This window comes from uncultured Pluralibacter sp. (genome assembly GCF_913775985.1).
GTDB lineage: Bacteria > Pseudomonadota > Gammaproteobacteria > Enterobacterales > Enterobacteriaceae > Pluralibacter.
Genome location: NZ_CAJYMB010000012.1, coordinates 58,963 through 84,517, shown reverse-complemented (window position 1 = coordinate 84,517; position 25,555 = coordinate 58,963). Strand labels below are relative to the sequence as shown.

The following is a 25,555-nucleotide window of genomic DNA, read 5'->3' as shown; positions in this document are numbered from 1 at the left end:
GAGTTTTTAGTCAGAGCACCGTACAGCGTCCTCTCCGTGCCGGAGAGGGTTAGGGGAAAGGGATATTTCGTACGGGGTATCCCTTTCCGGGGCCCCCTTCTGAACAGAAGAGGGGCGCATTAGCGTTATGAAGGCATGGCGATGGACTGCTTCTCTTCGAGCAGTTTTTCCACGACGCCAGGATCCGCAAGCGTTGAGGTATCGCCGAGGTTTCCGGTATCGCCGGCGGCGATTTTGCGCAGGATGCGGCGCATTATCTTGCCGGAGCGGGTTTTCGGCAGCGAGTCGGTCCAGTGCAGCACATCCGGCGTGGCCAGCGGGCCAATCTCTTTACGCACCCAGCTGCGCACTTCCGCGTACAGCTCCGGGCTCGGCTCTTCGCCCTGGTTGAGGGTAACGTAAGCGTAAATCGCCTGGCCCTTGATGTTGTGCGGAATGCCCACCACTGCCGCTTCGGCAATTTTCGGATGCGACACCAGCGCTGATTCGATTTCGGCGGTGCCGAGGCGGTGGCCGGAAACGTTAAGCACGTCGTCCACGCGGCCGGTTATCCAGTAATAGCCGTCTTCGTCCCGGCGCGCGCCGTCGCCGCTGAAATACATGTTTTTGAAGGTCGAGAAGTAGGTCTGCTCGAAGCGCTCGTGATCGCCAAACAGCGTCCGCGCCTGGCCCGGCCACGAGTCGGTAATCACCAGATTACCTTCGGTGGCGCCGTCCAGAATCTGCCCTTCGTTATCCACCAGAGCGGGCTGAACGCCGAAGAACGGCCGGGTGGCGGAGCCGGCTTTTAGCTCGGTTGCGCCGGGAAGCGGGGCGATCATGAAGCCGCCAGTTTCGGTCTGCCACCAGGTGTCCATTACCGGGCACTTCTCGTTGCCGATTTTCTTCCAGAACCACTCCCAGGCTTCCGGGTTGATGGGCTCGCCCACCGAGCCGAGAATGCGCAGCGAGGAGCGGTCGGTGCCTTCAATCGCTTTGTCGCCTTCGGCCATCAGGGCGCGAATGGCGGTCGGCGCAGTGTAGAGGATATTGACCTGATGCTTGTCCACCACCTGGCACATGCGCGCCGGGGTTGGCCAGTTAGGTACGCCCTCGAACATTAAGGTGGTGGCGCCGCAGGCCAGCGGGCCGTACAGCAGGTAGCTGTGGCCGGTAACCCAGCCGACGTCGGCGGTACACCAGTAAATATCGCCGTCGTGGTAATCAAAAACGTATTTGAAGGTGGTGGCCGCATACACCAGATAGCCGCCGGTGGTGTGCAGCACGCCTTTCGGCTTGCCGGTTGAACCGGAGGTGTAGAGGATAAACAGCGGATCTTCGGCGCCCATCTCCACCGGCTGGTGGCTGTCGCTGGCGCCCGCCATCAGATCGCTCCACCACAGGTCGCGATTTTCCTGCCAGCCGATATCGCCGCCGGTGCGCTTGAGTACGATGACGTGTTCAACGGTGGTGACGTTCGGGTTTTTGAGAGCGTCGTCGACGTTTTTCTTCAGCGGGATTGCGCGGCCCGCGCGCAGGCCCTCGTCGGCGGTGATCACCATCCGCGAGCTGGAATCGACAATGCGCCCGGCGACCGCCTCCGGCGAGAAGCCGCCGAAGATAACTGAATGCACGGCGCCGATGCGCGCGCAGGCGAGCATCGCCACCGCTGCTTCCGGCACCATCGGCATGTAGATGGCGACCACGTCGCCTTTTTTAATCCCCAGATCGGTAAGCACGTTGGCGAAACGGCAGACGTCGGCGTGCAGCGCCCGATAGGTAATGTGCTTGCTCTGGCTGGCGTCGTCGCCCTCCCAGATAATGGCGGTCTGGTCGCCACGCTGGGCAAGGTGGCGATCGAGGCAGTTAGCGGCGAGGTTAAGGGTGCCGTCTTCGTACCATTTGATGGAAACATTGCCCGGGGCAAACGAGGTGTTTTTAACTTTCTGGTACGGCGTCATCCAGTCGAGAATTTTGCCCTGCTCGCCCCAAAAGGCGTCAGGGTCGCTTACGGACTGCCGGTAGTCCGTTTTATACTGTTCCGGGTTTATCAGGCAGCGTTCCGCAACAGATGCGGGAATAGGGTGTTTATGGACCTGGCTCATGGCAATTATTCTCCTTGTTAGGATGTTAATAATATGTCACATAAACGTTAATTAAAGGTCTTTTAACGGGTTTGTTTATAATTTGGGCGACAGATCACGCATTGTTTGTGTTGGGTAAAAAATAATCGAACGAACATCAGCGGTGAAATAATCACCATTGGGTATTTATTTAATTTTATTATTTAAAATATATTCTATAACAATAACTTATTTATACTAACTGTATTTAATTCTGGCTAGATCCACTTTTGTCACATTAAAGCCCCGTTATTAAAGGCTTGCGTAGCATAGCGTGCAGATGATACTGATACGGCGCGTTAAAAAATCTATCTATAGACGCCGCACAAGTCACTCCCATTTAGTATTCGTCATATGTATTAGTTATGGCGCCCTGCACAGAGGAAGTTAACTCATGAAAAAGGCTAAAATAAGCCTCGCCTGGCAGATCCTGCTGGCGCTGGTCTTCGGTATTCTCCTTGGAAGCTACCTCCACTACCACAGCGCGGACCGCGACTGGCTGATTGTCAATCTGCTCTCCCCGGCGGGCGATATCTTTATTCACCTGATCAAAATGATCGTCGTCCCGATCGTTATTTCAACCCTGATCGTCGGCATCGCTGGTGTAGGCGATGCGAAATCCCTCGGGCGCATCGGCGCGAAAACCATTATCTATTTCGAAGTGATCACCACGGTGGCTATCGTGGTCGGCATTACGCTGGCTAACGTATTCCAGCCGGGCTCCGGCATTGATATGTCGACGCTGGCAGCGGTGGATATTTCAAAATACCAGAGTACTACTGCGGAAGTGCAGAGCCACGCCCACGGCCTGGTAGGGACGCTGCTTTCGCTGGTGCCGACCAACATCGTGGCGTCGATGGCGAAAGGCGAAATGCTGCCGATCATCTTCTTCTCGGTGCTGTTTGGTCTGGGCCTGGCCTCGCTGCCGGCTAACCACCGCGAGCCGCTGGTGACCGTGTTCCGCTCCATTTCTGAAACCATGTTCAAAGTCACCCATATGATCATGCTCTATGCGCCGATCGGGGTGTTTGCGCTGATCTCGGTCACCGTGGCGAACTTCGGCTTTGCCTCCCTGTGGCCGCTGGCGAAGCTGGTAATTCTGGTGCACTTCGCGATTCTGTTCTTCGCGCTGGTGGTGCTGGGGATCGTGGCGAAAATCTGCAATCTGAATATCTGGACTCTGATCCGCATCCTGAAAGACGAGCTGATCCTGGCGTACTCCACCTCCAGCTCGGAGAGCGTGCTGCCGCGCATCATCGAGAAGATGGAAGCCTACGGCGCGCCGGCGTCGATCACCAGCTTCGTAGTGCCTACCGGCTACTCGTTTAACCTGGACGGCTCCACGCTGTACCAGAGTATTGCCGCTATCTTTATCGCGCAGCTGTACGGCATTGAGCTGTCCCTCGGACAGGAAATCATTCTGGTGCTGACCCTGATGGTGACCTCAAAAGGGATCGCGGGCGTGCCCGGCGTTTCGTTTGTGGTGCTGCTGGCGACCCTTGGCAGCGTCGGTATTCCGCTGGAAGGGCTGGCGTTTATCGCCGGTGTTGACCGTATTCTCGACATGGCGCGTACCGCGCTGAACGTGGTGGGCAACGCGCTGGCGGTGCTGGTTATCTCCAAGTGGGAGCATCAGTTTGACCGTAAGAAAGCGCAGGCTTACGAGCGTGAGGTGTTAGGTAAATTCGACTCGAAAGCTAACTCTTAATCTTCAGGTATAAAAAAGGGGGAACGTTCGTTCCCCCAACAAATCACCCCGGTTACCGTTATCCCAGCGCGCTCTCGCGCAGCCGCGACTTCAGCTTATTATATTCCTCAATGACGAACTGCTCGGCGGCGCGCTGATCGCTGATGCGCTCCACCCGCACGGCGCAGTATTTATACTCCGGCGTTTTGGTTATCGGGCTCAGGTTTTCCGCCACCAGCTCGTTGCAGGCGCCGATCCACCACTGGTAGGTCATGTATACTGCGCCTTTGTTTGGCCGGTTGCTGACCTTCGCCCGGGTGATTATTTTCCCTTTGCGCGAGTTAACCCACACCAGCGCCTCGTCCTCAATACCCAGCCGTTTGGCATCTTCGGTGTTGATCTGGGCGTAGCCCGGCTCGTCCGCCAGCGCCGCCAGCGCGGCGCAGTTGCCGGTCATCGAGCGGCAGGAGTAGTGGCCCACTTCGCGCACCGTGGAGAGCACCATCGGATACTCGTCGCTGAGTTTGTCCATCGGCGCGACCCAGTCGCAGGTGTAGAACTGCGCCAGCCCGTTCGGCGTGTCGAAGCGCTCCTCAAACAGGTACGAGGTGCCCTGGTCGGCGTCGGACTCGTCCCGGCACGGCCACTGGATATAGCCCAGCTCGCCCATCTTCTCGTAGGTGGCACCGAGGAAGTCCGGGCACAGGTGGCGCAGCTCGTCCCAGATTTGCTGGGTGTTGTCATAGCGCATCGGGTAGCCCATCCGGGTGGCGATTTCGCTGATGATTTGCCAGTCGGTTTTCAGATCCCACTTCGGCTCCACCGCCTTGAAGAAGCGCTGGAAGCCGCGGTCTGCCGCGGTGTAAACCCCTTCGTGTTCGCCCCAGGAGGTGGACGGCAGGATGACGTCTGCCGCCGCGGCGGTTTTGGTCATAAAGATATCCTGCACGATGACCAGCTCCAGCTCTTCAAAGGCCTTGCGTACCGCAGACAGCTCGGCGTCGGTCTGAAGCGGATCTTCGCCCATGATATATGCCGCGCGCACTTCGCCGTGTGCCACCCGGTGGGGCAGCTCGCTGATGCGGTAGCCGGTGTGCTCCGGCAGGCTCTCGACGCCCCAGGCTTTAGCGAATTTTTCGCGGTGCTCCGGGAACTTGACGTACTGGTAGCCCGGATAGGTGTCCGGCAGCGCGCCCATGTCGCAGGCGCCCTGCACGTTGTTCTGCCCGCGCACCGGGTTGACCCCGACGCTCGGCTTGCCGAGGTTGCCGGTGAGCATCGCCAGGCTGGTGAGGGAGCGCACGGTTTCCACACCCTGATAGAACTGGGTGACGCCCATGCCCCACAGGATCGCCGCCGATTTCGCCCCGGCGTACATCCGCGCGCAGCGGCGGATCTCCTGGGCGCTGACGCCGGTGATCTCTTCCACCGATTCCGGCGTGTAGCCTTCGACGATTTTGCGGTACTCCTCGAAGCCTTCGGTACGGCTGGCGACAAACCCCTGGTCGTACAGGTTCTCTTCGATGATCACGTGTCCGATAGCGTTCAGCAGCGCAATATTCGAACCGTTTTTCAGCGCGATGTGCATGTCGGCAATGCGCGCGGTTTCGATTTTGCGCGGATCGCAGACGATGATTTTCGCCCCGTTGCGTTTGGCATTGATGACGTGATTCGCCACGATAGGATGGGAATCCGCCGGGTTATAGCCAAAAATAAAGACCAGATCGGTATTATCGATCTCGTTGATAGCATTGCTCATTGCGCCGTTTCCGACCGACTGGTGCAGACCTGCAACCGAAGGGCCGTGTCAGACGCGCGCGCAGCAGTCCACGTTGTTGGTGCCAATCACCGCCCGCGCGAACTTTTGCATAATGTAGTTGGTTTCGTTACCGGTACCGCGTGAGGAGCCGGTGGTCTGGATGGCGTCCGGGCCGTATTTGGCCTTGATTGCGCTAAGGCGCGTCGCCACGTAGTCGAGCGCCTCATCCCAGGAGACGGACTCCAGCTTGCCACCGCGCTGGCGGCGGATCATCGGGCTTTTCAGACGCGGGGTGAGGATCTGGGTATCGTTAATAAAATCCCAGCCGTAGTAGCCTTTCAGACACAGGGTTCCCTGATTGGTTTTGCCCTGCGCCGCCTCCGCCCGGACGATTTTGCCGTTATCCACCACCAGGTTTATCTTGCAGCCCGATGCGCAGTAAGGGCAAACCGTGACGACTTTTTTCATCGGTTGTGCTCCATTCATTCAATACGTAAATGCACTCAGCGCACTTATATGCAGCTTCTATGCCACTTTTAATTGTGTGGGTATATGGGGGCTTGCGGCGGGTTTAGCAATGACGACGCCGGGATTTCGTCAGTTTTGACGTGTCGAACGGAGGGAATAGAAGAGGGTTAATCGACATTATGCATAAAAAGCGAACATGACGATGCGCGGCATTGTGAGTATGATTAAATCCTATCGGACTAAAAGAGGTGCCTGCGATGAGAACCACTCAGCAGATGAGTATCACGCTGCCGAATGAAATGGCCGCACAGGTAAAGGCCAGAGTAGCCAGCGGCGAATATGCCTCGGAAAGTGAGGTTATCCGTGAAGGACTGCGGGCGCTGATGGCCCGGGATAATGCGGTTGAGAAGTGGCTGCGGGAAGAGGTCGTCCCGGAATGGCAGGCTGTGCAAAGGGGGGAAGCGAGTCGCCTCAGCAGTAATGATGTCAGGGACAGACTCAACGCCGCATACGGTAAGGATACTGGAGATGAATAATGGATTACCGGGTAGAGTACTCTTCGGCAGCGGCGGATCGGCTGGTGGCGCTGTATGAATATATTGCTCAAGCGGCCGGGCCAGAAATCGCGCGAAGATTTACCCACAAGTTAGTGGATTACTGTGATTCGCTGGCGCAGTTTCCGCACAGGGGAAACTGCAGGGACGACATTCTGCCGGGTCTTCGAATCACAAACTACCGTAAACGCACGGTAGTTGCGTTTGTTATCCGCGACAAAACAGTCACTATCGTGGGCATATGGCACGGCGGGCAAGACTATGAAGCCGGCCTGCCCGAGCCAACCCTTTACTGAGGATGCCTGGCCGCCGGTGCTGCGGTTTTCCCCGGCTCCCCCATCGCCTGCTGAATAATCGGAATGGGCGTCAGCAGATGCTCGCGCATCAGGTCGCTGGCGCGGGCCGCGTCCCGGGCGAGAATGGCGTCCACCAGCGCCTGGTGCTGAACGTGTTTATCCTCCAGCATCTCCACTGACAGCACCGTTTTGCGCAGCCAGATAAAGCGGTAGCGGGCGGCGAGGTCGAACAGCCGCTCGCGCATTTGCAGCAGATAGCGCGAGCCGCACCCGGCCACGATGGCGGTGTGAAACGCCTGGTGGCGGCGGTCCCACTCGTCGAGCATCTGCTCGCTGGCGTCAACGGCGTCCAGCTTGCCGAGCATGTGCGCCCGGGCGAGGATCTCGGCTTCCCAGTCGTCACCGCCCCGGGCGATGGCCAGCTCCACCAGCATCGCCTCGGTGCTGGCGCGGGCGTCGAAAATATCCAGCAGCTCCTGAACCGACATCGGCGCCACCCGGTAGCCTTTCTGATTGACCACCGTGACCAGCTGTTCGGCCACCAGCTGCGAGAGCGCCTCGCGCAGCGGCCCGACCCCGAGCCGGTAGCGGTCGGTGAGCAGGCTCATGCGCAGCTTTTCGTCGGGCTGGTAGACGCCGCGAATAATATCGTTTTTCAGCCAGCGGTATCCGTCCAGGGCTGTCGGTTGCGCGGTAGCGGTCATGCATCACTCCTGAGCGTCCCGGCTGCTGCCGGGACGGGCATTATCGGGAACTGTTAAGGGCGATTTTGGGCCACAGCGCCAGCTTGTTCCAGCGCGACATGATCGGCACGGTGCAGATAATCGCAATGGCCAGCGCGCCGGTGGACAGCACTTCCAGCTGCTGGGCCGGGCGGAACAGCATTACCACCAGCACCGCGCAGATAAAAGCGATCACAAGCCAGGTCAGCCACGGGAACAGCCACATTTTCAGCGTCAGCTCGCAGCCCTGGGCGCGTAGCAGCTTGCGCATCCGCAGCTGGGAGACGGCAATCACCAGGTAGACCAGCAGGGCAATCGCGCCGGAGCTGTCGATCAGGAATTTGAAGACTTTCGCCGGGGCGTAATAGTTGACGATAACCGTCAGAAACGCCGCGCCGGTGGAGAGCAGCACCGCCACATAGGGCGTTTTGCTGCGGTTAGTTTTACCCATTGCCGCCGGGGCATCGCCGCGGCGGCTCAGGGAGTAGAGCATCCGCGAGGCAGTATACAGCGCCGAGTTCAGGCAGCTGGTAACCGACAGCAGGATAACCCCGTCCATAATCAGCTTCGCGTAGGGAACGTTCAGCAGCTCCAGCACCGAGCGGTAGGAGCCGATGCTTTTCAGCCCCGGCGTGTTCCACGGGATCAGCGCCACCACCACAAAAATCGAACAGAGATAAAAAATCGAGATGCGCCAGATGACCGAGTTCGTTGCCCGGCGGATGTGCTTGTCCGGCGCGTCGGACTCGGCGGCGGCGATGGTGACGATTTCCGCGCCCATAAACGAGAACATGGTAATAAGCATCGCGCTCAGCACCGCGCCGAAACCGTTGGGCATAAAGCCGCCCTGGTCCCACAGCCGCGAGATGCCGCCGACGTCCGCGTAGGGATAAAAGCCGCTAATCGCCGCGGTGCCCAGCCCGATAAACGCCAGAATCGCGATCACTTTGCACAGCGCCAGCCAGAATTCGAATTCGCCGTAGTTTTTGACGCTCAGCAGGTTGCTGCCGGTCAGCGCCAGGGTAATCACCAGCGAGAAGAGCCACACCGGCACGCCCGGCACCCAGCCGTGCAGAATAATGGCGGCGATATTGGCCTCCAGCGGGATAACCAGCACCCAGAACCACCAGTAGAGCCAGCCGATGGTGTAGCCGGCCCAGCGGCCGATAGCCTTGTCGGCGTAGGTGGAAAACGAGCCGGTATCCGGAGTGGCGATGGCCATCTCTCCCAGCATGCGCATGATCATCACCACCAGCAGCCCGGCGAAGAGGTAGGAGAGCAGTACGGCGGGACCGGCCTCGGCAATGGCGACGCTGGAGCCGACAAACAGACTGGCGCCGATGACGCCGGCAATAGACAGCATGGTGACGTGGCGTGATTTCAGCCCGCCGCCGAGCGCGTGCGATGTTGAACGTTGCTCCATAAAAAGCCTCTCAAAGTAAATTACCCGGGAGAGCGCGCCGGCAGTCTGTACGCGGGAGCCGCGCCGGGAAGGGCGGCGGCAGCGTTATTTACCGCCGCCGAGCCAGGTCCTGGCCGAACGTCCCGCGCCGCTTCCTGCGCCGGAGCACGCGTTTTATTGTTTTTTTACGGCATCGCGAATATTTCCCTGGTCACGATTTTTCTCTCTTACGCTTTTTTCGCTTCGTCAAAGCACTCGCCGATAATCGCCAGCCCCTGGTGCACCTGCGCCTCTTCTACCGTCAGCGGGACCAGAATGCGCAGCACGTTGTAGTACGGGCCGCAGGAGAGCAGGATTAAGCCCTTCTCCCGGGCGCGTGATACCACCTCGGCAGTAAGCTTCGCGTTGGGTTTCTCGCGATCGCCGTCTTCAAACAGCTCGACGGCGATCATCGCCCCAAGGCCGCGCACGTCGCCGATTTCCGGATGCTTCTCGGCAATCGCCAGCAGGCCGTCGCGCAGGGATTTACCCAGCGCGTTGGCTTTCTCCAGCAGGTTCTCCTGCTCGAAGGTTTTCAGCACCGCCAGCGCGGCGGCGCAGGCGATCGGGCTTCCGGCGTAGGTGCCGCCGAGACCGCCGGGGCCGACGGCGTCCATGACTCCGGCGCGGCCGGTGACGCCCGCCAGCGGAAAGCCGCCGGCAATGGATTTAGCGAAGGTGGTGAGATCCGGCGCAACGCCCATCTGCTCCATCGCAAACAGGGTGCCGGTGCGGCCCGCGCCGCTCTGCACTTCATCGGCAATCAGCATGATGCCGTGCTCGTCGCACAGGGCGCGCAGGCGTTGCATAAAGGCCGGGCTGGCGGCGTAAAATCCGCCTTCGCCCTGCACCGGCTCGATAATGATGGCGGCCACGTCTTCCGGCGCGGCGTCGTTTTTAAAGATGCGCTGAATGCTGGCGATGGCGTCATCTTCGCTGATGCCGTGCAGCGGGCAGGGGAACAGCGCGCGGTAGACCTGGCCCGGCATCAGGCCCATGCCCGCCGAGTACGGATTTACTTTACCTGTCAGCGAGAGGGTGTAGTGGGTGCGGCCGTGGTACGCGCCGCTGAAGGCGATCACCCCGGCGCGCTTCGTGGCGGCGCGGGCGATTTTAACCGCGTTTTCTACCGCTTCGGAGCCGGTGGTTACCAGCAGGGTCTTCTTGGCAAAGTCTCCCGGCACCTTCTGGTTCATGATTTCGCACAGCTCAAGGTACGGCTCGTAGGCCAGTACCTGGAAGCAGGTATGGGACAGCTTTTTCAGCTGCGCTTCTACCGCGGATACCACGTCCGGGTGCAGGTGGCCGGTGTTCAGTACCGCAATACCGCCGGCAAAGTCGAGATACTCGCGCCCCTCGACGTCCCAGACGCGGCAGTTTTCTGCGCGATCGGCAAAGATCGGGTGGATCTGGCCAACGCCGCGCGGGATAGCGCTTTCGCGGCGCTGCATAAGGTCTTTGTTGCTGCTCATGATCTGTTCTCCGCTTAGATGCCGATACACATGTATTTAATTTCTAAATAATCTTCGATGCCGTACTTAGAACCTTCGCGGCCCAGGCCGGAGGCTTTGATCCCGCCAAACGGCGCGACCTCGGTCGAGATAATCCCGGTATTGATGCCGACAATGCCGTACTCCAGCGCTTCTCCTACCCGGAACACCCGGCCCAGATCCCGGGCGTAGAAGTAGGCGGCGAGGCCAAACTCGGTGTCGTTGGCCCGGGCGATAACGTCCTCTTCATCGGTAAAGCGGAACAGCGGCGCCAGCGGGCCGAACGTTTCCTCTTTCGCCACTTTGGCGTCGTTGGGGACGTCCACCAGAATGGTGGGCTGGAAGAAGTTGCCGCCGAGCGCGTGCGGCTTGCCGCCGGCCACCAGGCGCGCGCCTTTGGCCAGCGCGTCGGCGATGTGTTCTTCCACTTTGGCCACCGCTTTTTCATCAATCATTGGCCCGACGGTAATGCCGGACTCGGTGCCGTTCCCGACGCGCAGCTTCGCCACCGCCTGCTGCAGCTTTTCGGCGAAGCGGTCGTAGATGCCGTCCTGCACGTATAGGCGGTTGGCGCAGACGCAGGTCTGCCCGGCGTTGCGGAATTTGGACGCCAGCGCCCCTTCCACCGCTTTATCGAGATCGGCATCGTCAAAGACGATAAAGGGCGCGTTGCCGCCCAGCTCCAGCGACACTTTTTTAATGTCTTTCGCGCACTGCTCCATTAGCTGGCGGCCAATGTCGGTGGAGCCGGTAAAGGAGAGCTTGCGCACCAGCGGGTTGCTGGTTAGCTCGCCGCCCACGTCGCCGGCAGATCCGGTGACTACGCTGAATACGCCGTCAGGAACCCCCGCGCGCCGGGCCAGCTCCGCCAGCGCCAGGGCCGAGAACGGCGTCTGGCTGGCGGGCTTGACCACCATCGTGCAGCCCGCGGCCAGCGCCGGGCCCGCTTTGCGGGTGATCATCGCCGCCGGGAAGTTCCACGGGGTAATGGCGGCAGTGACGCCGATGGGCTGCTTGATCACCAGCAGGCGCTTGTCCGCCTGGTGGCCGGGAATGGTGTCGCCGTAAACGCGCTTGCCCTCTTCGGCGAACCACTCGATAAACGAGGCGGCGTAGGTGATTTCCCCTTTGGCTTCTGCCAGCGGCTTGCCCTGTTCGAGGGTCATCAGACGGGCGAGATCGTCCTGGTGCTCCACCATCAGATCGAACCAGCGGCGCAAAATGGTGGCGCGCTCTTTGGCGGTCAGGGCGCGCCAGGCGGGCAGGGCGCGGGCGGCAGCGTTAATGGCTTCGCGGGTTTCGCCAGCGCCCATTTTCGGTACGCTGCCGAGCGTGTCGCCGCTGGCCGGGTTGGTAACGCTGAGGGTTTCGCCGCTGTCGGCGTCGCGCCAGTGTCCGTCAATGAAGGCCTGCTGGTGAAAGAGAGTGCTGTCGTTAAGTTGCATGGTGGCTTCCTGTAAAGAGACATCCTGTGAATAAAAAAGTGGTCGGCCTCAGGCGGCGGGCCTGGCCCGCGCGCGGTGACCGGTCTGAGTTTCCAGCAGTTCCTGCACCTTGCTGACGATGTGCGCGCCGATGGGCAGCGCCGAGGTGGCGGCCGGGGACGGAGCGTTGCAGGTGTGAATGGAGCGCCGGGTGGTGACAAACAGAAAATCGTCGATCAGCCTGCCGTCCGGCGAGACCGCCTGCGCCCGCACGCCCGCGGGGTAAGAATGCAGATCGCCGAGCGTCAGGCTCGGGCAGTATTTCTGCACCCGCTTCAGGTAGCCGCTTTTGCACAGCGAGTTTTTCATCTCGTCGAGGCCGGATCGCAGGTTGTTTTGCAGCACCCGGCGAATGCCGGGGGAGGCGGCCATTTCCAGCAGGTCGGCGAAGGAGACGTCGCGCTTGCGGTAGCCCTCCCGGCTGAAGGCCAGAACTGCATTGGGGCCCACGGTAACGCTGCCGTCGATCATCCGGGTCAGGTGGACGCCCAAAAAAGGCATTGCCGGATCCGGGATCGGGTAGATCAGGTGGTTGACAATGCGATCGTGCTGCGGCGAAAGGCGGAAGTATTCGCCGCGAAACGGGCAGATGATGAAGCCCGGCTCGACGCCGAGCATTTTGACCAGTCGGTCGGCCATCAGGCCGGAGCAGGTAATCAGGGTTGCACCTTCGTATTCCTGACCGCCTTTTGTATGGACCACCACGCCAGCAGCGTGCTCTTTCAGGGCGCTGACTTCGGCGCCGTAAACAATCTCGCCCCCGCGCTGGCGGAAGGTGTTCGCCATTGCTTCGGTGACTTCCCGGTAGCTGACGATGCCGCTGGAAGGGACAAAAATGCCGCCGAGGCCGGAGATATTGGGCTCGCGCTCGCGCAGCTCGGCGGCGCTGAGCCACTGGCGCTCGAGGCCGTTGGCGGCGGTGCGCTCCCACAGCGCTTTCATGCGCTCCATCTCCAGCGCGGAGGTGGCGACCAGCATCTTGCCGCAGGTGTCGTAGCGGATGCCGTGCTCGTCGCAGAACGCTTTGGTGGCGCGGTTGCCTTCGAGGCAAAACCGCGCTTTCAGGCTGCCCGGCGTGTAATACACCCCGGCGTGGATCACGCCGCTGTTGTGGCCGGTCTGGTGGCGGGCGGGTCCGGACTCTTTTTCCAGCAGCACCATGCTGGCATCCGGGTAGCGCTCAATAAGCTGCATGGCGGTGGACATGCCGATGATGCCGCCGCCGATAATCACAAAATCATACATCCGCGTTGTTCCCCGGCGCTTACTGATGCGTTTGATAGTGGCTGGTGGCGTAGGCGAAATAGCCGCGCTGGCGCATCAGTTCCCGGCGCAGATCCGGGTGCGGGGTAAAGCGGTCGCGGCCGTGCAGCCAGAACAGGTTGTTGATCAGCAGGAACTTGCCCACCGGCACCGGCACGGAGAGAATGTTTTTGCTGGTTTCAAGCGCGTCAGAGAGCGCGTTGAGCCAGGTGCCCTCTTCGAAATCTTTTGGCTGCACGAACTGGTCAATGTAGCGCATCACCGGGCGGCCCTGCCTGTCGACGTCGAACACCGGGTGAAACACTTCCTGGGCAACGTTTTTGCTCGGCGGTGCGGCAAAGCGCATCGGACGGCGCGCCAGCGGGTGGCTGAAAAAGGTTTCCAGATGCTCCCAGTCGTCGAGGTGCAGCAGCAGCGAATTGCCGCCCTGCATGTTCTGCTCGTCGATTTTCATCATCAGCACGTAGTCGGTGGTTTCTTCCACGTAGGTGCCGTCGTTGTGCAGCTCCATCACCCGGTGCGGCTGGCGCAGGTAGCTGTCTGAGTTATCAACGTTTTTCACCACGAAGCGGGCATAGTACTGGCCGCTCATTGCATCGAAGTTGGATCGCCCCACCAGGTGCGCGACGGCGGTGGCGAGCTTCACCATCTCGTCGGCCTGAGAGACGTGGTTGAGGCCTTCGCCGTCGATCAGCAGCGCGCCGTCGTGGCGATCCAGCAGCGTTTTCAGCAGCAGAGGCTGCAGCTGATTGCCGCACAGGTCATTGAGGATCTTGCCGACCTGGAAGCGCAGGAAGGATTTGTACTCCAGCGCCTGCACCGGCCACTGCGCCACCTGCGCCAGAAATTGTTCCACGGTTTTCGCTGAAAAGTTCAGCTCCAGCAGCCGCGGCGACTGCGCGGAGGGTTTCAGGGAAAAGCCTGTACAAGGAGCAGAGAGGGAAGCGGCATCAGGTTTTACAGCGGTCAGTGCGTTCATCAGAAGATCCTCGGGTGGATTATCGGGAAGACGGCGGTTGCTCGTGTGTAGCCATATTCTAAAAATATCTACATTTTTCGATTCTGTACGCAAAATGGGCAGGTTTGTTTAATTAATGTGATCTGATTAACGAGAAATTAACAATTGAGCGCAGGCAGAGAGGAATGCCGTTTGATTAGACGGGCCAGAGGAGTGTTGCAGTGGGCAAAGAAAGCGATGTGTCGCGGAAGGTAAAATCAATCGCGCCGAATGAAAATCCGACGCTGGGGGCAGGCGGGCCTGCCCGGAGCAGAACCTAGTTCTTTTTCACAAACTCGGATTTGAGCTTCATTGGGCCAAAACCGTCAATTTTGCAGTCGATGTTGTGATCGCCTTCAACAAGGCGGATATTTTTCACTTTGGTGCCGATTTTCAGCATTGAAGAGCTGCCTTTCACCTTCAGGTCTTTAACGACGGTAACGCTGTCGCCGTCGGCCAGCAGGTTGCCGTTGGCGTCTTTGACTACCAGCTCGTCGCTCTCTTCGGCGGCCTGCGCGTCGTTCCATTCGTGGGCGCATTCGGGGCAGACGTACATCTCGCCGTCCTGATAGGTGTATTCAGATCCGCATTTTGGGCAATGTGGCAGGGACATAAAAAACCTCATAATAAGCAAAAAAGCGCCGTTGTCCGTCAGGGAACGGTCAGGGCGCCAAAAGTGCTTTTATTATACGTCATATCCCTGCAGTTGTCGGGACTATTCGCCATGCGGGCGAAACGAGGCTGTGCGGGCGCTGCGGCGGTTTTATCAACAGATAAATTTACCTTTATTAAGAGACCTTTACCGGCGTCGCGCATTTCCGTGAAGTTGATCACACTACTAAACACTGGTAGGGTAAGGGAGATTGTGAAAAAAATAGCCCATTGCTCTGTTTCAGAGTCTTTAAAAGCCGGGCAAGCTAGCGCAGATGCAATTGCTCAGGTTGTAACCAACCCGTAGATGCTTATCTGCTACGCTTAGGTCGGGAGCTTTGTGTTCAACGCTCTCGACCGCATGCAGCGAACCATTCACCTCTCTCTGCGTGTGCTCACGGCGAAAAGTTAACGAGGACAACAATGCTTAAAAGGAAAAAAGTAAAGCCCATTACCCTACGCGATGTAACAATCATTGATGATGCCAAACTGCGTAAAGCAATTACGGCCGCATCGCTTGGTAACGCGATGGAGTGGTTCGATTTTGGCGTGTATGGCTTCGTAGCCTATGCACTTGGTAAGGTCTTTTTCCCCGACGCCAGCCCCGGCGTGCAGATGATTGCCGCACTGGGTACCTTCTCTGTACCGTTCCTGATCCGCCCGCTCGGCGGTCTGTTCTTCGGCATGCTCGGAGACAAATACGGTCGTCAAAAAATTCTGGCGATAACTATCGTCATCATGTCGCTCAGTACCTTCTGTATCGGGCTCATACCTTCGTATGCCTCAATCGGCATCTGGGCACCCATTCTGCTGCTGCTGTGTAAGATGGCGCAGGGCTTTTCGGTGGGGGGCGAGTATACCGGGGCGTCTATCTTCGTGGCGGAGTACTCTCCTGACCGCAAGCGCGGCTTCATGGGGAGCTGGCTCGACTTTGGTTCCATCGCGGGCTTCGTGCTCGGTGCGGGCCTGGTGGTGCTGATCTCGACGATTGTCGGCGAAGATAACTTCCTCGAGTGGGGCTGGCGTATTCCGTTCTTCGTGGCGCTGCCGCTGGGGATAATCGGTCTGTATCTGCGCCATGCGCTTGAAGAGACCCCGGCGTTCCAGCAGCACGTTGATAAGCTGGAGCAGGGCGATCGTCAGGGGCTGCAGCACGGTCCGCAGGTCTCTTTTAAAGAGATTGCCACTAAGCACTGGCGCGCGCTGCTGGTGTGTATCGGTATCGTTATTTCCACTAACGTCACCTACTACATGCTGCTGACCTACATGCCGAGCTACCTGTCGCATAACCTGCACTACTCGGAAGATCACGGCGTGCTGATCATCATCGCCATCATGGTGGGGATGCTGTTCGTGCAGCCGGTCATCGGCATGATGAGTGACCGCGTAGGCCGTCGCCCGTTCATCCTGATAGGTAGTATCCTGCTGTTCGCGCTTTCGATTCCGGCATTTATGATGATCAACAGCGGTTCTACGGGGCTGATTTTTGCCGGCCTGCTGACCCTGGCGATTGTTCTGAACTGCTTTATCGGCGTCATGGCATCCTCGCTGCCGGCGATGTTCCCGACCCACATCCGCTACAGCGCCCTGGCCAGCGCCTTTAACATTTCGGTGTTGATTGCCGGTCTGACCCCGACGCTGGCGGCGTGGCTGGTTGAGTCCACTAACAATCTGATGATGCCGGCTTACTATCTGATGGTTATCGCAGTGGTAGGCTTTATCACCGCGCTTAACATGAAAGAGACGGCGAACCGACCGCTGAAGGGCGCAACCCCTGCGGCATCGGATCTTCAGGAAGCGAAAGAAATCCTGCAGGAGCATCACGATAACATCGAGCACAAAATCGAAGATATCGATGAGAAGATTGAAGAGCTGCAGGCTCAGCGTTCTCGCCTGGTGGATCAGCATCCGCGCATTAACGAATAATTCGCGCGCTTATGCTGGCTGAAACTGAAGCCCCCGCCTGACGGCGGGGGCTTTTTTTAATGGCTGGTAAAGCGGGTGAGTCGCTGTATCAGCTGATGGTTCTCGCGCTGCAGGCGGCGGTTCTCTTCCAGCAGCGTTAGCGTAACGGCGGTCCCCGGCCAGTCCAGCGCCAGCTCGCGGCGCAGGCGCATTGCTTCCTGGACCAGTGCCACTGCGCTGTCGTCGAAGTGCCACGGCGGATTGCGGGTGTCGCAGGGCTCAATCATGCCCAGCCCGACTATTTCGTCTAGCTCCTCTTCGCTGACGCCGGTATACAGACAAAACTCGGTCACGGTAATAGTGATATTAGCCATGTTATTTACCCCACTCTTTGCGCGGATCGTAGCCTGACTGCGCGTCAGCCAGCTGCTGCCACAGCGCCGCGGTTTTCTCATCTCCTTTTGGCGGCATCACCACTTTTATCACGGCGAACAGATCGCCGGTGTGCTGCTTGCTCACCAGACCTTTTCCCTTAATACGCAGTTTTTGCCCGGCCTGAGTACCTGCCGGGAGGGTGATAATCACGCTATCCTTGAGAGTTGGCACGGTGACTTTGGCGCCCAGCGCTGCCTCCCAGGGTGCGACGGGAACCACGATTTCCAGGTTCTGGCCGACAATATCAAACAGCGGATGCGGCGCGATGTGAATAACCAGCCACAAATCGCCCGCCGGCCCGCCGTTCTCGCCGGGCGTACCCTGGCCTTTCAGGCGGATGCGCTGTCCTTCAGTGACGCCAGCCGGGATTTTAACATTGAGGGTTTTAGGGATTTCCTGCTCGACCATGCCGAAAGCGTTGTATACCGGTAGCTTGTAGCTGATAGTGCGGCTGTGGGTATCGAGTGTCTCTTCAAGAAAAACCGCGACTTCAAATTCCACATCGTGGCCGCGGGCGCTGCGCGGCTGCCGGGACTGACGCCCGTGCTGACCGAACATCGAGGAGAAGATGTCTTCAAAATCCTCCTGGCTGTAGGACTGCTGCTGCTGGCCGGCTCCCGCCTGCTGCTGGCGAAACTGCGGATCGTTGCGGTGGGCCCACAGGTTGTCGTATTCGGCACGGCGCTCTTCGTCGCTGAGGACTTCCCAGGCTTCGGCGACTTCTTTGAAGCGCGCCTCAGCATCGGCTTCTTTACTGACATCAGGGTGATATTTGCGCGCGAGTCGGCGATAGGCGGTCTTAATTGTCTTGAGATCGTCCGACGACTTTACGCCCATAATGGCGTAATAATCCTTTAACTCCATGGCGTTATCTCTTCTTAGTCAAACCATCAGAAAAAAATAGTACACCTTTTAGTGTAGAAGGCGCGAGGCCGTTTTGGGCATTCTGTAGTCAGGAAGGGGAAGCAAGCAAAGAGAGGGGCGGCGACGGTCGAGGAAGGCCGATGGCCGTTAAGCGCTCCGCCGCTGGGGCAGTGCTAATGAGCGGGGGGCTATCAGGCGTATTTGGCTTAAATGTTAAGTCTTTTTTTATGTGTTTATTTTCTGAGCCCTCCTGCAGGATTAAGATCGTAGCGTCAGAGTATTGAATCCGACATACCTCAGGTTGCCCGGGCACTCGCGATGTTCCTCTCCTCATCCACGGACCTTGCCCTGCAGGCACGCCGGGCTGATACGGTCAAATCCGTGCCGGAGAGCGGTGCCTTTCAGCGCAATCACACATCCCGTTTTGGTTCTGCGGGTTCACGCACTTGCGCCGGCATGCAGCACAAGTTATTCAGAATATATTCTTTAACGACAATTATGTTTAAAGAGTGTTTATCTTGAGAGTGTTAACATTTTATTTACGCTGATTATTGTTCCATTATTTAAAATAGTCGCTCTCGTGTTTCTGCATCTCTTCTTAATTATTCCTTCCCTAATATTAACTCAGGTGACAATTAGCTCATCTAATATCAGCAGGGCAAGGATAGTGCTGAGCTGGGAGTGTGACTTAGTACTACTACCCTACTAAAGAATGATGATAACCTTATAAAAGTACGAAATATTTTAGCTGTATATTAAGAATTTACTTATCAGCAGATAAAATTCCCCTGGCAGCATGTTGATAATTCGTCCCGGTTATAGCGTGGCGCAGTCTTAAAAGTTAGCCCAGCTCGGTCAGGTATATAAGGACATCCATTCACTATGAAAATCCATTATTTGGTTACCAGCCTTGAAACCGGCGGCGCCGAGTTTGCAATTCCGGATATTGTCAAAACGCTGCAAGATCTCGGGCACGAGGTATCCATTATTGCCTGCGAACCCAGGGACATGGGCGCGGCCATTCGGCTGGACGAGGCGGGGCTAACTTACCAGGTGTTATCCCGCCGGCGCCGGGCGCTGCCGATTATTCTCGCTGCCTACCTGCGAAAAGTGCTTACCGATCGCCCGGATGTTATCTGGACCTCCCTGAGCTGGGGCAATCGCATCGGGCAGTGGGCCGGGCGCATTACCGGCATTCCGGTGATCAGCTTCAAGCACAGCGCCAGCGTCAGGCGCTACACCTACCGCATGCGCGAAATGTCCCGTCTGTGGGTGGGGGATTCGCAAACTGTCGTCCAGTTCTTGCGTGACGAAATGCATATCCCCGAGCAGCAGGTGCTGGCGTGGCCGCTGTTTCAGGGCAATCCTGCTTTGCCCCAGGCCCGCGCCTGGGACGGCGAGTCCGTGCTGCAAATCGGCAGCGTCGGGCGGCTGCATGAAGTGAAAAACTACGCCGGATTAATGGACGCGCTGGCCTTCTTTCTGCAGAAGCATCCTTCCCTGAGGACGCGTTTGCACCTTACGATCCTTGGCGACGGGCCAGAGCGCCAGGCGCTGGAAGCACAGATTGCCCGACTTGGCATTGGCGACGTGGTTTCTCTGCCCGGCTTTTCCGCCGACGTGGCGGATTTCCTCGCCGGGCTGCACGTCTATATCCAAACCTCCCGCTACGAAGGCATGTGCCTGGCCGTACACGAGGCGATGAATGCGGCGCTGCCGGTTATCGCCACGCCGGTGGGTGAGATCCGCGATGCGGTTACCGAAGGTGAAACAGGCTATGTGCTGAACGGTAGCCTGAACGAGGCGCTGACTGACGCGCTGGAGCGCATTTTTGCCGCGCCGCAGCAGCTCGGACGCTTCGGTGAGCAGGCCCGGCACTATGTGCTGAAGAAATTTAGCCGCGAGCGCTATACTCAGGCCGCAGCCCGCATTATCGACAGGCTGAAGGAAAGTGTTCACTCCAACTAGAGCCGTACTGTCATGAATATGTTTGAAACTGAAATCTGGCGTATTGGCGTTGTCCGCGCGCCGATTCAGCAAGTCGCGGCGGCCGGCAGCCTTGAGGGCTTTCCGATCCGCTGGATCGAAGCCGACCGCTCTCTGTGTTTTTTAGCCGATCCCTTCGGCATGTGGCGTGACGATCGCCTGTATCTGTTTGCCGAAGCCTATGACTACCGCACCCGACGCGGGAACATCGTCGCCTACGTGCTGGATGCCGATCTCAACGTGCTGGAGCACCGCACGGTGCTTGATGAGCCGTGGCACCTCTCCTATCCCAACGTCTTCGAGGCTGACGGCGAGATCTGGATGCTGCCGGAAGGCTACAAGTCCGGCAAGCTGACGCTGTATCGTGCGGTTGAGTTTCCCTGGCGCTGGGAGGCGGTTCCTGAATTTACATTCCCCTGTGCCGCCATCGATCCTTCACCGCTCTTTTACCATGACCGCTGGTGGATGTTTTACACGCCGCCCGCGCCGAAAGCCGCACGCACCAGCGCGCTGATGCTGGCGAAGGCCGATCGCCTGACCGGGCCCTGGGAGAACGTCAGCGAGGAAGCGATCCGCGTAGACAAAAGCGGAGCGCGAATGGGCGGTACGCCGTTTTTCCTCGACGACAAGCTGGTGCTGCCTACCCAGGACTGTAGCCAGACCTATGGAGGGGCGCTGCGCCTGCTGACAATGTCGCCGGATACGCTCTCTTCTCCGGCGCTCAGTGCCGGTGCCTACCTGCCCCCGCCGGCCAGCAATGCGCCATTTACGGACGGGCTGCACACGCTTTCCGCCGCGGGCGACGTCACGCTTATCGACACCAAGCGCCATCTGCACGGCTCCCCTGCGCGTATCGCGGTGGACTTAAATCGCAAGCTGCAGAAGCTGCTGGGGCGTCGATAGCCCGGGAGAGTCGGCGCGGTGCAGCCCGCCGCACGCGCCTTCTCTGTGGTTGAATAGCTCCTTACGGGCGGTGAAATGCCGCCGCGCGACCTGTTTTTATTCCTCTCACCAATAATATACCCACTCCCTTTTCGCTCTGATGTTGTAGTCTTGCTAAAAATTCAATAAATATTTGAGCATGCCTTTATCTTATCAATCATAGCGGTCGCGGATCGGCGGCTGGTTATTTTAAAGACTATCGCGATGAGCCTAATTGAGGCCGCAGGTCGGTCGGATGAGATATAATTGTGGTAAATGATACAGGCTGGCAGTTAATGATTTAATGAATTGTTATACTCATTAATGGGTAAATTATTTTAATAATTTATTGTAATTAATGCTGTTGCTTTTTTTACTTAGAATGCGCTTGTCATAAAGTTTATTTTTATCAATAGGTTATATTAATGATTTTGGTTTCTTAAATTACTTAAACACGTAATTAAATCGGGATTAATCGAGATTGATACTCGATGCCGGACGCGGCATTGGCTGCTAAAATTTGTGCTGCTGAATTTTTAGACGTACTGGAGAGCACAGGATACGCACGTCAACATATAGCTGCCGCTCTCAGTTAGCGTATTTGAATATTGCGCTGGCTATGTGCATTAGCAGATAATACGGGCGCTGTCGGCGCCTGTGCAACGAGCGGCTGAGATTTTACCGGTTAATTTCTGAGTAATCTCAGAAATGTTTGCACGTAATACTTAGGATATGACTACATGAAAGGGGTTCAAAATATGCTGGTGCAACACCGGAAAAAAATGAAAATTATGCTGCCCGTACTCGGATGCGTTCTTCTGCTGGCCGGATGCCAGAACCAGGCTAAACGCGCTGATACTAAGTCAGGCACCGCGTCTGCTTCCGTATCGCAGAAAACCTCCGGATCGCTGTCGGCATCTCCTTCCGCCGATCGCGGCCGCGTTGGCCTGTGCCAGAGCGAGCTGTCAGCGCTGCGAAGAATCAATCCTTCCGTTTACGCCACCAAAAAAGCGGCTTTCGACAATCTGGTGAATAACGCGACGGTGTACACCTCCGTGCGCGGCGACATCAACGATGAAACGAAAGATACGCTGGATGCCCTTTACAAGTACAAAACCAATCAGATGTGCGGTGAAATCCAGCGCGCGGTGATGGAAGGGCTGATCAGCCGGGGCGAAAGCATTAAGTAAACGCGCAGGTTTTGAAGAGAGCGGAGCGTTGACTCCGCTTTTTTATGCTCGCAGCTGCTCCCCGCGCTGCTTTCCTATTCGCACGCGGGCAACGCGTTAAGCGAGATCGATGGTGATCAGGGCCAGCGTATTGTTCCCGGCGGAGACGGGATCGTTATCCTTAACCACCACCTGCCGGTTGGCAGGGATCGTCTCGCTGGCGGTATGGACAATGGTTTCACCATCCAGCGACGCCAGCTGGCTCCCCTGAAAGACTTTGCGTACCGTCACGGTATATTTCGTGAAGCCCGCCGGAATATCCGTCACGGTAATGGTGTAGCCCGATGATGAATTGCTGTAATCAGCAGAGTCGGCAGCGAGCTGGTTATTCTGGTTTGACGAGAAGGGCCCCCGCGGTATCTCCCCGCCGTTATAGGTGAACTTGTTATTGTTTCGCGGTGGCACCAGCGTCGTGCCGTACCAGCGATTGGCGTCGATACTTTGCGCCGCAATATTGCTGTCGATATAAAATTGACCGTACAGCGAGACGCCGCCGGGCAGCTTATCCCGGTTATCGTTGCCCACCAGGTCACTGGCCACTTTATAATTCGCCAGCAGTATTTGGATCTGATTTCCTGCCTGGTTTTTAGCCCCGGTGGCGGTAATGCCGGTTTTATCGGTATTGGTATTTTTGACGATGGGCAGCGCTCTTTGCGCGGCAAACGCGTTATATAACCAGAAAGCCTGTGCGGCGTAGGTGGCAAAATTCTTGCCGACGCCATTGTTGGTGTTTTGATCGTTAAACAGGCCAAATTCAGCACCGTCGCCGCGATAGTAATAGGCTTTGTCCACCCCGGCCTGCTCCGCGTCGATAAGGAACGAGACGATGAATGCCGCATTGACCACGCTCTGTAATTTGGTGTTATTTACCTTGCTCGCATATGCCGTCAGGTTCCACTCAGAGATGTAGGTTTTGGCATTAGGAAATCCTTTGCTGTTAAGGGTGTCCCGAACGTATTTCTGGATCTGGAAAATGTTTTTCGAATCGCCGGTCTGGTCGGCATAAAAATGGTAGGAGTAAAAATCCAGCGGCAGACTATTGGCCTTAATATAGTCAATTAAATTATCCACATAGTCTTTATTACCGAATGCGTTTGCCGTACCGCAGGGGCCCACCAGCGCCGTCGAGGCTGCCGCTTTGATCGTACTGGCGACCGCTTTGTAGAACGCGTAGAACTGTGTGACCGAAGTGTCTTCTGAACCCGGTGTTGACCAGAAGAGCCCAAGATCCGGCTCGTTCCAGATTTCATAATTCGTAATGGGCACGGGCAGGCCAATTGATTGATAGTTATTGGTATAGCGGTCAACGATTTCTCTGACGACGTTACAGTAATTGGTAATATTTCTCGGCACGCCACGGCCGCCGTTAATCATCCGGCCAATGCGAAACAGCACGTTGGGTTTCTGCGTGCCTTTATAATATTGATTGGCTAATGTTCTTTTCAAATAGGCATCGGTAGTGACCCAGTTAAATTGCGGCTCAACATTCTGAGCATTTTCAGCAAGATATTCTGCGGCATTGAGTAAAATGGTTCTTCGATTAAAAAAGTCCATGGTAAACGTTTTAATGGCGGCTACTTTATCTGCCGGCGCATTATTGGTTATCTGATCTAAAAAATCGCTGTAGGTCGTGTCGTAGTCAGTATCTATATCGGCAACGCCGTACCAGTCATGTGCCCTGAGATCGACCGCGCCTATTTGCCCAAACTGGTCCTCCAGGTCCGGCAGACCGGGAGAAAGTGAAACCGGCGTTCCGTTCAGCTGGTTTAAATAGGTTCCACCGGGGACGGCGCGCTGCTCTACGCCGTGGGCAGAGGCTGTCGACGTTTTTGCTGAAAAGCTGATTTGTACTGGCATGTTTCTCTCCTGTTATTCAAAGATAACGATCAAAGGAATGTAAAAGCGGTATTCCTCAAATAATTAATATTTTATGAAGATAGTTTTTACTCATGGGCAATGGCTAATAATCGATCCGTATATAAAAAAAGATCCGTCGACCAATCCTTGGCCCTTGCGTTTACTCTATTGCTGCAATCAATTGATTTATTGATTCATTTACGTAAAGAACGGATTGATATATCTTGCGCCAAAAAAGTATCGAGCAATAAGCTTGTCAGCTTTGACCTAACGGAGATTATTTCTGTACTGTTGAGTGGGCGAGGTTATCGCTATTAACGCTTTGCGGAATAAAGGTGCGACTAAATAGGTCGGAATATTAAATTCAATGAATTAATATGGCCGAGTGTGTAATTGATAGCGCGTTAAAACTGACGGAGTGGGTGTGGAATTTTGGGGAGGCCTTGGTGGAATTAGGTATTTGTGCTGGAGAATATACTTATTTCTTTTTTCTTCCATAAAAGGCCAGGACGCCGGGACCTGCCGCTGTGATTATCCGGCAGATACGAACCGAAAAGCACCGCGTCGCCCGCTGCATGTTAGCTGGCGGGATCATGGGGAGAACAGAAGGAGAGGGGATAGATGGCAGAAACGCCAAAAAGCAAAAACCCGCCTTGTGGGCGGGTTCTTTAGAATAGTGGTGCCCGGACTCGGAATCGAACCAAGGACACGGGGATTTTCAATCCCCTGCTCTACCGACTGAGCTATCCGGGCAACGGGGCGCATTAAACCGTAATCCCCTGCACCCGTCAACCTTATTTCCACAAAATCGTGTCATCTGGCTGACTTTTCGACAGTTTGCGCACAACGTCGGCAATCAGGTAAGCGCACCGCCGGCGCGGCACTGGGCGAAGCGCAGAATATCTTCCGCCAGACGCCGGGCTGTGTCCACGTCCTGCTGGCTGCGTTTCACCAGCATGCGGCTCAGGCAGCCCTCCAGCACCAGCTCCATCTGCCTGGCGACCATCTCGGGATCTTCAATTTTTAGTGCGGCCAGCAGATCGTGAGTGTGTTCCCACGCGGCCTGCTTTTGCCGGTCGGCGATCTGGTGGATCGGATGCGTGGCGTCGGGATACAGGGAGCAGGCGGCGATAAACAGGCAGCCGGGATAGCGGTTGTTGCTCACGCACTCGGTTAGCGCGCCGTAGCGGGCCAGCAGCTTCTGCTCTTTGCTCAGATCGTCGTTCATGGTGAGCTGGCGGCGCCAGATATCGACTTTGTCACTCAGATAGCGCAGTACGTCATACAGCAGCGCCTCTTCGTTGGGCCAGAAGCGGGCTAAATCGCTGCGCGGTATGTTAACGCGCTCGGCAACCATCTCCAGCGTGGTATCGGCGATCCCTTTTATTTCAAGCAGCTGTAGCGCCTGTTCCAGAACATCTTCGCGTTGCACGACATTACCCTC

Annotated in this window: 20 protein-coding genes and 1 tRNA gene; 7 read left to right on the top strand and 14 right to left on the bottom strand. The window is 57.2% G+C overall.

The features are described from left to right. Nucleotides 1–125: 125 nt before the first annotated feature. Nucleotides 126–2,084 (bottom strand): acetate--CoA ligase, encoded by a 1,959-nt coding sequence (gene acs / locus QZ766_RS01820; protein WP_297196632.1) that lies wholly within the window; start codon nucleotides 2,082–2,084, stop codon nucleotides 126–128. A 412-nt stretch (nucleotides 2,085–2,496) separates the two neighbouring features. Here acs and gltP point away from each other — a divergent pair, with 412 nt between their 5' ends. Continuing rightward, on the top strand, nucleotides 2,497–3,810 hold the full coding sequence (gene gltP, locus QZ766_RS01815) for a glutamate/aspartate:proton symporter GltP (RefSeq protein ID WP_297196630.1): 1,314 nt from the start codon (nucleotides 2,497–2,499) through the stop codon (nucleotides 3,808–3,810). A 58-nt stretch (nucleotides 3,811–3,868) separates the two neighbouring features. On the opposite strand, the gene fdhF is transcribed toward gltP, so the two are convergent. Then, entirely contained in the window at nucleotides 3,869–6,016 is a 2,148-nt protein-coding gene (gene fdhF / locus QZ766_RS01810; RefSeq protein WP_297196628.1) for a formate dehydrogenase subunit alpha, read from the bottom strand. Nucleotides 6,017–6,273: 257 nt separating this feature from the next. On the opposite strand from fdhF, the gene QZ766_RS01805 reads away from it, so the two are divergent. Beyond that, complete coding sequence (locus QZ766_RS01805; protein ID WP_297196626.1) at nucleotides 6,274–6,552, top strand: type II toxin-antitoxin system ParD family antitoxin; 279 nt, start codon at nucleotides 6,274–6,276, stop codon at nucleotides 6,550–6,552. Then, on the top strand, nucleotides 6,552–6,866 hold the full coding sequence (locus QZ766_RS01800) for a type II toxin-antitoxin system RelE/ParE family toxin (RefSeq protein WP_297196625.1): 315 nt from the start codon (nucleotides 6,552–6,554) through the stop codon (nucleotides 6,864–6,866). The genes QZ766_RS01805 and QZ766_RS01800 overlap by 1 nt, the downstream gene beginning before the upstream one ends. Here the strand turns inward: QZ766_RS01800 and csiR are convergent. The 7 genes from csiR to QZ766_RS01765 form a co-directional block, all read right to left on the bottom strand. After that, nucleotides 6,860–7,570 (bottom strand): DNA-binding transcriptional regulator CsiR, encoded by a 711-nt coding sequence (csiR, locus tag QZ766_RS01795; RefSeq protein WP_297196623.1) that lies wholly within the window; start codon nucleotides 7,568–7,570, stop codon nucleotides 6,860–6,862. The two genes, QZ766_RS01800 and csiR, sit on opposite strands and share 7 nt — an antisense overlap. Before the next feature lie 40 nt (nucleotides 7,571–7,610). Next, on the bottom strand, nucleotides 7,611–9,011 hold the full coding sequence (gabP, locus tag QZ766_RS01790; RefSeq protein WP_297196612.1) for a GABA permease: 1,401 nt from the start codon (nucleotides 9,009–9,011) through the stop codon (nucleotides 7,611–7,613). Nucleotides 9,012–9,217: 206 nt separating this feature from the next. Then, entirely contained in the window at nucleotides 9,218–10,501 is a 1,284-nt protein-coding gene (gene gabT, locus QZ766_RS01785; protein WP_297196610.1) for a 4-aminobutyrate--2-oxoglutarate transaminase, read from the bottom strand. 14 nt (nucleotides 10,502–10,515) lie between these two features. Further along, on the bottom strand, nucleotides 10,516–11,964 hold the full coding sequence (gene gabD, locus QZ766_RS01780) for an NADP-dependent succinate-semialdehyde dehydrogenase (RefSeq protein ID WP_297196608.1): 1,449 nt from the start codon (nucleotides 11,962–11,964) through the stop codon (nucleotides 10,516–10,518). Nucleotides 11,965–12,012: 48 nt separating this feature from the next. Further along, nucleotides 12,013–13,248, bottom strand: a complete 1,236-nt coding sequence (lhgO, locus tag QZ766_RS01775; protein ID WP_297196606.1) for an L-2-hydroxyglutarate oxidase — start codon at nucleotides 13,246–13,248, stop codon at nucleotides 12,013–12,015. A gap of 19 nt (nucleotides 13,249–13,267) precedes the next feature. After that, nucleotides 13,268–14,245, bottom strand: a complete 978-nt coding sequence (gene glaH / locus QZ766_RS01770) for a glutarate dioxygenase GlaH (protein WP_297196604.1) — start codon at nucleotides 14,243–14,245, stop codon at nucleotides 13,268–13,270. 295 nt (nucleotides 14,246–14,540) lie between these two features. Beyond that, nucleotides 14,541–14,876 carry a zinc ribbon domain-containing protein YjdM gene (locus QZ766_RS01765; protein ID WP_297196602.1) on the bottom strand — a complete coding sequence of 112 codons (336 nt, stop codon included), beginning with the start codon at nucleotides 14,874–14,876 and terminating at the stop codon, nucleotides 14,541–14,543. Between the two features lie 461 nt (nucleotides 14,877–15,337). Here QZ766_RS01765 and proP point away from each other — a divergent pair, with 461 nt between their 5' ends. Beyond that, nucleotides 15,338–16,840 carry a glycine betaine/L-proline transporter ProP gene (gene proP / locus QZ766_RS01760; protein ID WP_297196600.1) on the top strand — a complete coding sequence of 501 codons (1,503 nt, stop codon included), beginning with the start codon at nucleotides 15,338–15,340 and terminating at the stop codon, nucleotides 16,838–16,840. A gap of 56 nt (nucleotides 16,841–16,896) precedes the next feature. On the opposite strand, the gene cbpM is transcribed toward proP, so the two are convergent. Both cbpM and cbpA read right to left on the bottom strand, forming a co-directional pair. Continuing rightward, nucleotides 16,897–17,193, bottom strand: coding sequence for a chaperone modulator CbpM (gene cbpM, locus QZ766_RS01755; RefSeq protein WP_297196598.1), 297 nt, complete (start codon nucleotides 17,191–17,193; stop codon nucleotides 16,897–16,899). Nucleotide 17,194: 1 nt separating this feature from the next. Beyond that, entirely contained in the window at nucleotides 17,195–18,118 is a 924-nt protein-coding gene (gene cbpA, locus QZ766_RS01750) for a curved DNA-binding protein (protein ID WP_297196596.1), read from the bottom strand. Between the two features lie 882 nt (nucleotides 18,119–19,000). Between cbpA and QZ766_RS01745 the strand changes: the two genes are divergently transcribed. The 3 genes from QZ766_RS01745 to QZ766_RS01735 all read left to right on the top strand — a co-directional run bounded on the left by QZ766_RS01745 (nucleotide 19,001) and on the right by QZ766_RS01735 (nucleotide 22,215). Beyond that, nucleotides 19,001–20,086, top strand: a complete 1,086-nt coding sequence (locus tag QZ766_RS01745; RefSeq protein ID WP_297196594.1) for a glycosyltransferase — start codon at nucleotides 19,001–19,003, stop codon at nucleotides 20,084–20,086. Between the two features lie 12 nt (nucleotides 20,087–20,098). Then, nucleotides 20,099–21,007 carry a hypothetical protein gene (locus QZ766_RS01740; protein ID WP_297196592.1) on the top strand — a complete coding sequence of 303 codons (909 nt, stop codon included), beginning with the start codon at nucleotides 20,099–20,101 and terminating at the stop codon, nucleotides 21,005–21,007. An 800-nt stretch (nucleotides 21,008–21,807) separates the two neighbouring features. Further along, complete coding sequence (locus tag QZ766_RS01735) at nucleotides 21,808–22,215, top strand: hypothetical protein (protein WP_297196590.1); 408 nt, start codon at nucleotides 21,808–21,810, stop codon at nucleotides 22,213–22,215. 96 nt (nucleotides 22,216–22,311) lie between these two features. On the opposite strand, the gene QZ766_RS01730 is transcribed toward QZ766_RS01735, so the two are convergent. The 3 genes from QZ766_RS01730 to QZ766_RS01720 form a co-directional block, all read right to left on the bottom strand. Next, a complete protein-coding gene (locus tag QZ766_RS01730) occupies nucleotides 22,312–24,111 on the bottom strand; it encodes a hypothetical protein (RefSeq protein WP_297196588.1) in 1,800 nt (599 codons plus the stop codon). A 677-nt stretch (nucleotides 24,112–24,788) separates the two neighbouring features. Then, nucleotides 24,789–24,864 (bottom strand) — tRNA-Phe (locus QZ766_RS01725). 103 nt (nucleotides 24,865–24,967) lie between these two features. Continuing rightward, a complete protein-coding gene (locus tag QZ766_RS01720; protein WP_297196578.1) occupies nucleotides 24,968–25,543 on the bottom strand; it encodes a transcriptional regulator in 576 nt (191 codons plus the stop codon). Nucleotides 25,544–25,555 lie beyond the last annotated feature (12 nt).

What these genes read in the sequence shown, in the direction of transcription:
- QZ766_RS01805 (WP_297196626.1), top strand. Translation starts at nt 6,274, where the DNA reads ATGAGAACCACTCAGCAGATGAGTATCACGCTGCCGAATGAAATGGCC.
- QZ766_RS01800 (WP_297196625.1), top strand. Translation starts at nt 6,552, where the DNA reads ATGGATTACCGGGTAGAGTACTCTTCGGCAGCGGCGGATCGGCTGGTG.
- gabT (WP_297196610.1), bottom strand. Translation starts at nt 10,501, where the DNA reads ATGAGCAGCAACAAAGACCTTATGCAGCGCCGCGAAAGCGCTATCCCG.
- gabD (WP_297196608.1), bottom strand. Translation starts at nt 11,964, where the DNA reads ATGCAACTTAACGACAGCACTCTCTTTCACCAGCAGGCCTTCATTGAC.
- QZ766_RS01765 (WP_297196602.1), bottom strand. Translation starts at nt 14,876, where the DNA reads ATGTCCCTGCCACATTGCCCAAAATGCGGATCTGAATACACCTATCAG.
- QZ766_RS01745 (WP_297196594.1), top strand. Translation starts at nt 19,001, where the DNA reads ATGAAAATCCATTATTTGGTTACCAGCCTTGAAACCGGCGGCGCCGAG.
- acs (WP_297196632.1), bottom strand. Translation starts at nt 2,084, where the DNA reads ATGAGCCAGGTCCATAAACACCCTATTCCCGCATCTGTTGCGGAACGC.
- cbpA (WP_297196596.1), bottom strand. Translation starts at nt 18,118, where the DNA reads ATGGAGTTAAAGGATTATTACGCCATTATGGGCGTAAAGTCGTCGGAC.
- QZ766_RS01740 (WP_297196592.1), top strand. Translation starts at nt 20,099, where the DNA reads ATGAATATGTTTGAAACTGAAATCTGGCGTATTGGCGTTGTCCGCGCG.
- QZ766_RS01730 (WP_297196588.1), bottom strand. Translation starts at nt 24,111, where the DNA reads ATGCCAGTACAAATCAGCTTTTCAGCAAAAACGTCGACAGCCTCTGCC.
- csiR (WP_297196623.1), bottom strand. Translation starts at nt 7,570, where the DNA reads ATGACCGCTACCGCGCAACCGACAGCCCTGGACGGATACCGCTGGCTG.
- QZ766_RS01735 (WP_297196590.1), top strand. Translation starts at nt 21,808, where the DNA reads ATGAAAATTATGCTGCCCGTACTCGGATGCGTTCTTCTGCTGGCCGGA.
- gabP (WP_297196612.1), bottom strand. Translation starts at nt 9,011, where the DNA reads ATGGAGCAACGTTCAACATCGCACGCGCTCGGCGGCGGGCTGAAATCA.
- cbpM (WP_297196598.1), bottom strand. Translation starts at nt 17,193, where the DNA reads ATGGCTAATATCACTATTACCGTGACCGAGTTTTGTCTGTATACCGGC.
- lhgO (WP_297196606.1), bottom strand. Translation starts at nt 13,248, where the DNA reads ATGTATGATTTTGTGATTATCGGCGGCGGCATCATCGGCATGTCCACC.
- glaH (WP_297196604.1), bottom strand. Translation starts at nt 14,245, where the DNA reads ATGAACGCACTGACCGCTGTAAAACCTGATGCCGCTTCCCTCTCTGCT.
- gltP (WP_297196630.1), top strand. Translation starts at nt 2,497, where the DNA reads ATGAAAAAGGCTAAAATAAGCCTCGCCTGGCAGATCCTGCTGGCGCTG.
- proP (WP_297196600.1), top strand. Translation starts at nt 15,338, where the DNA reads ATGCTTAAAAGGAAAAAAGTAAAGCCCATTACCCTACGCGATGTAACA.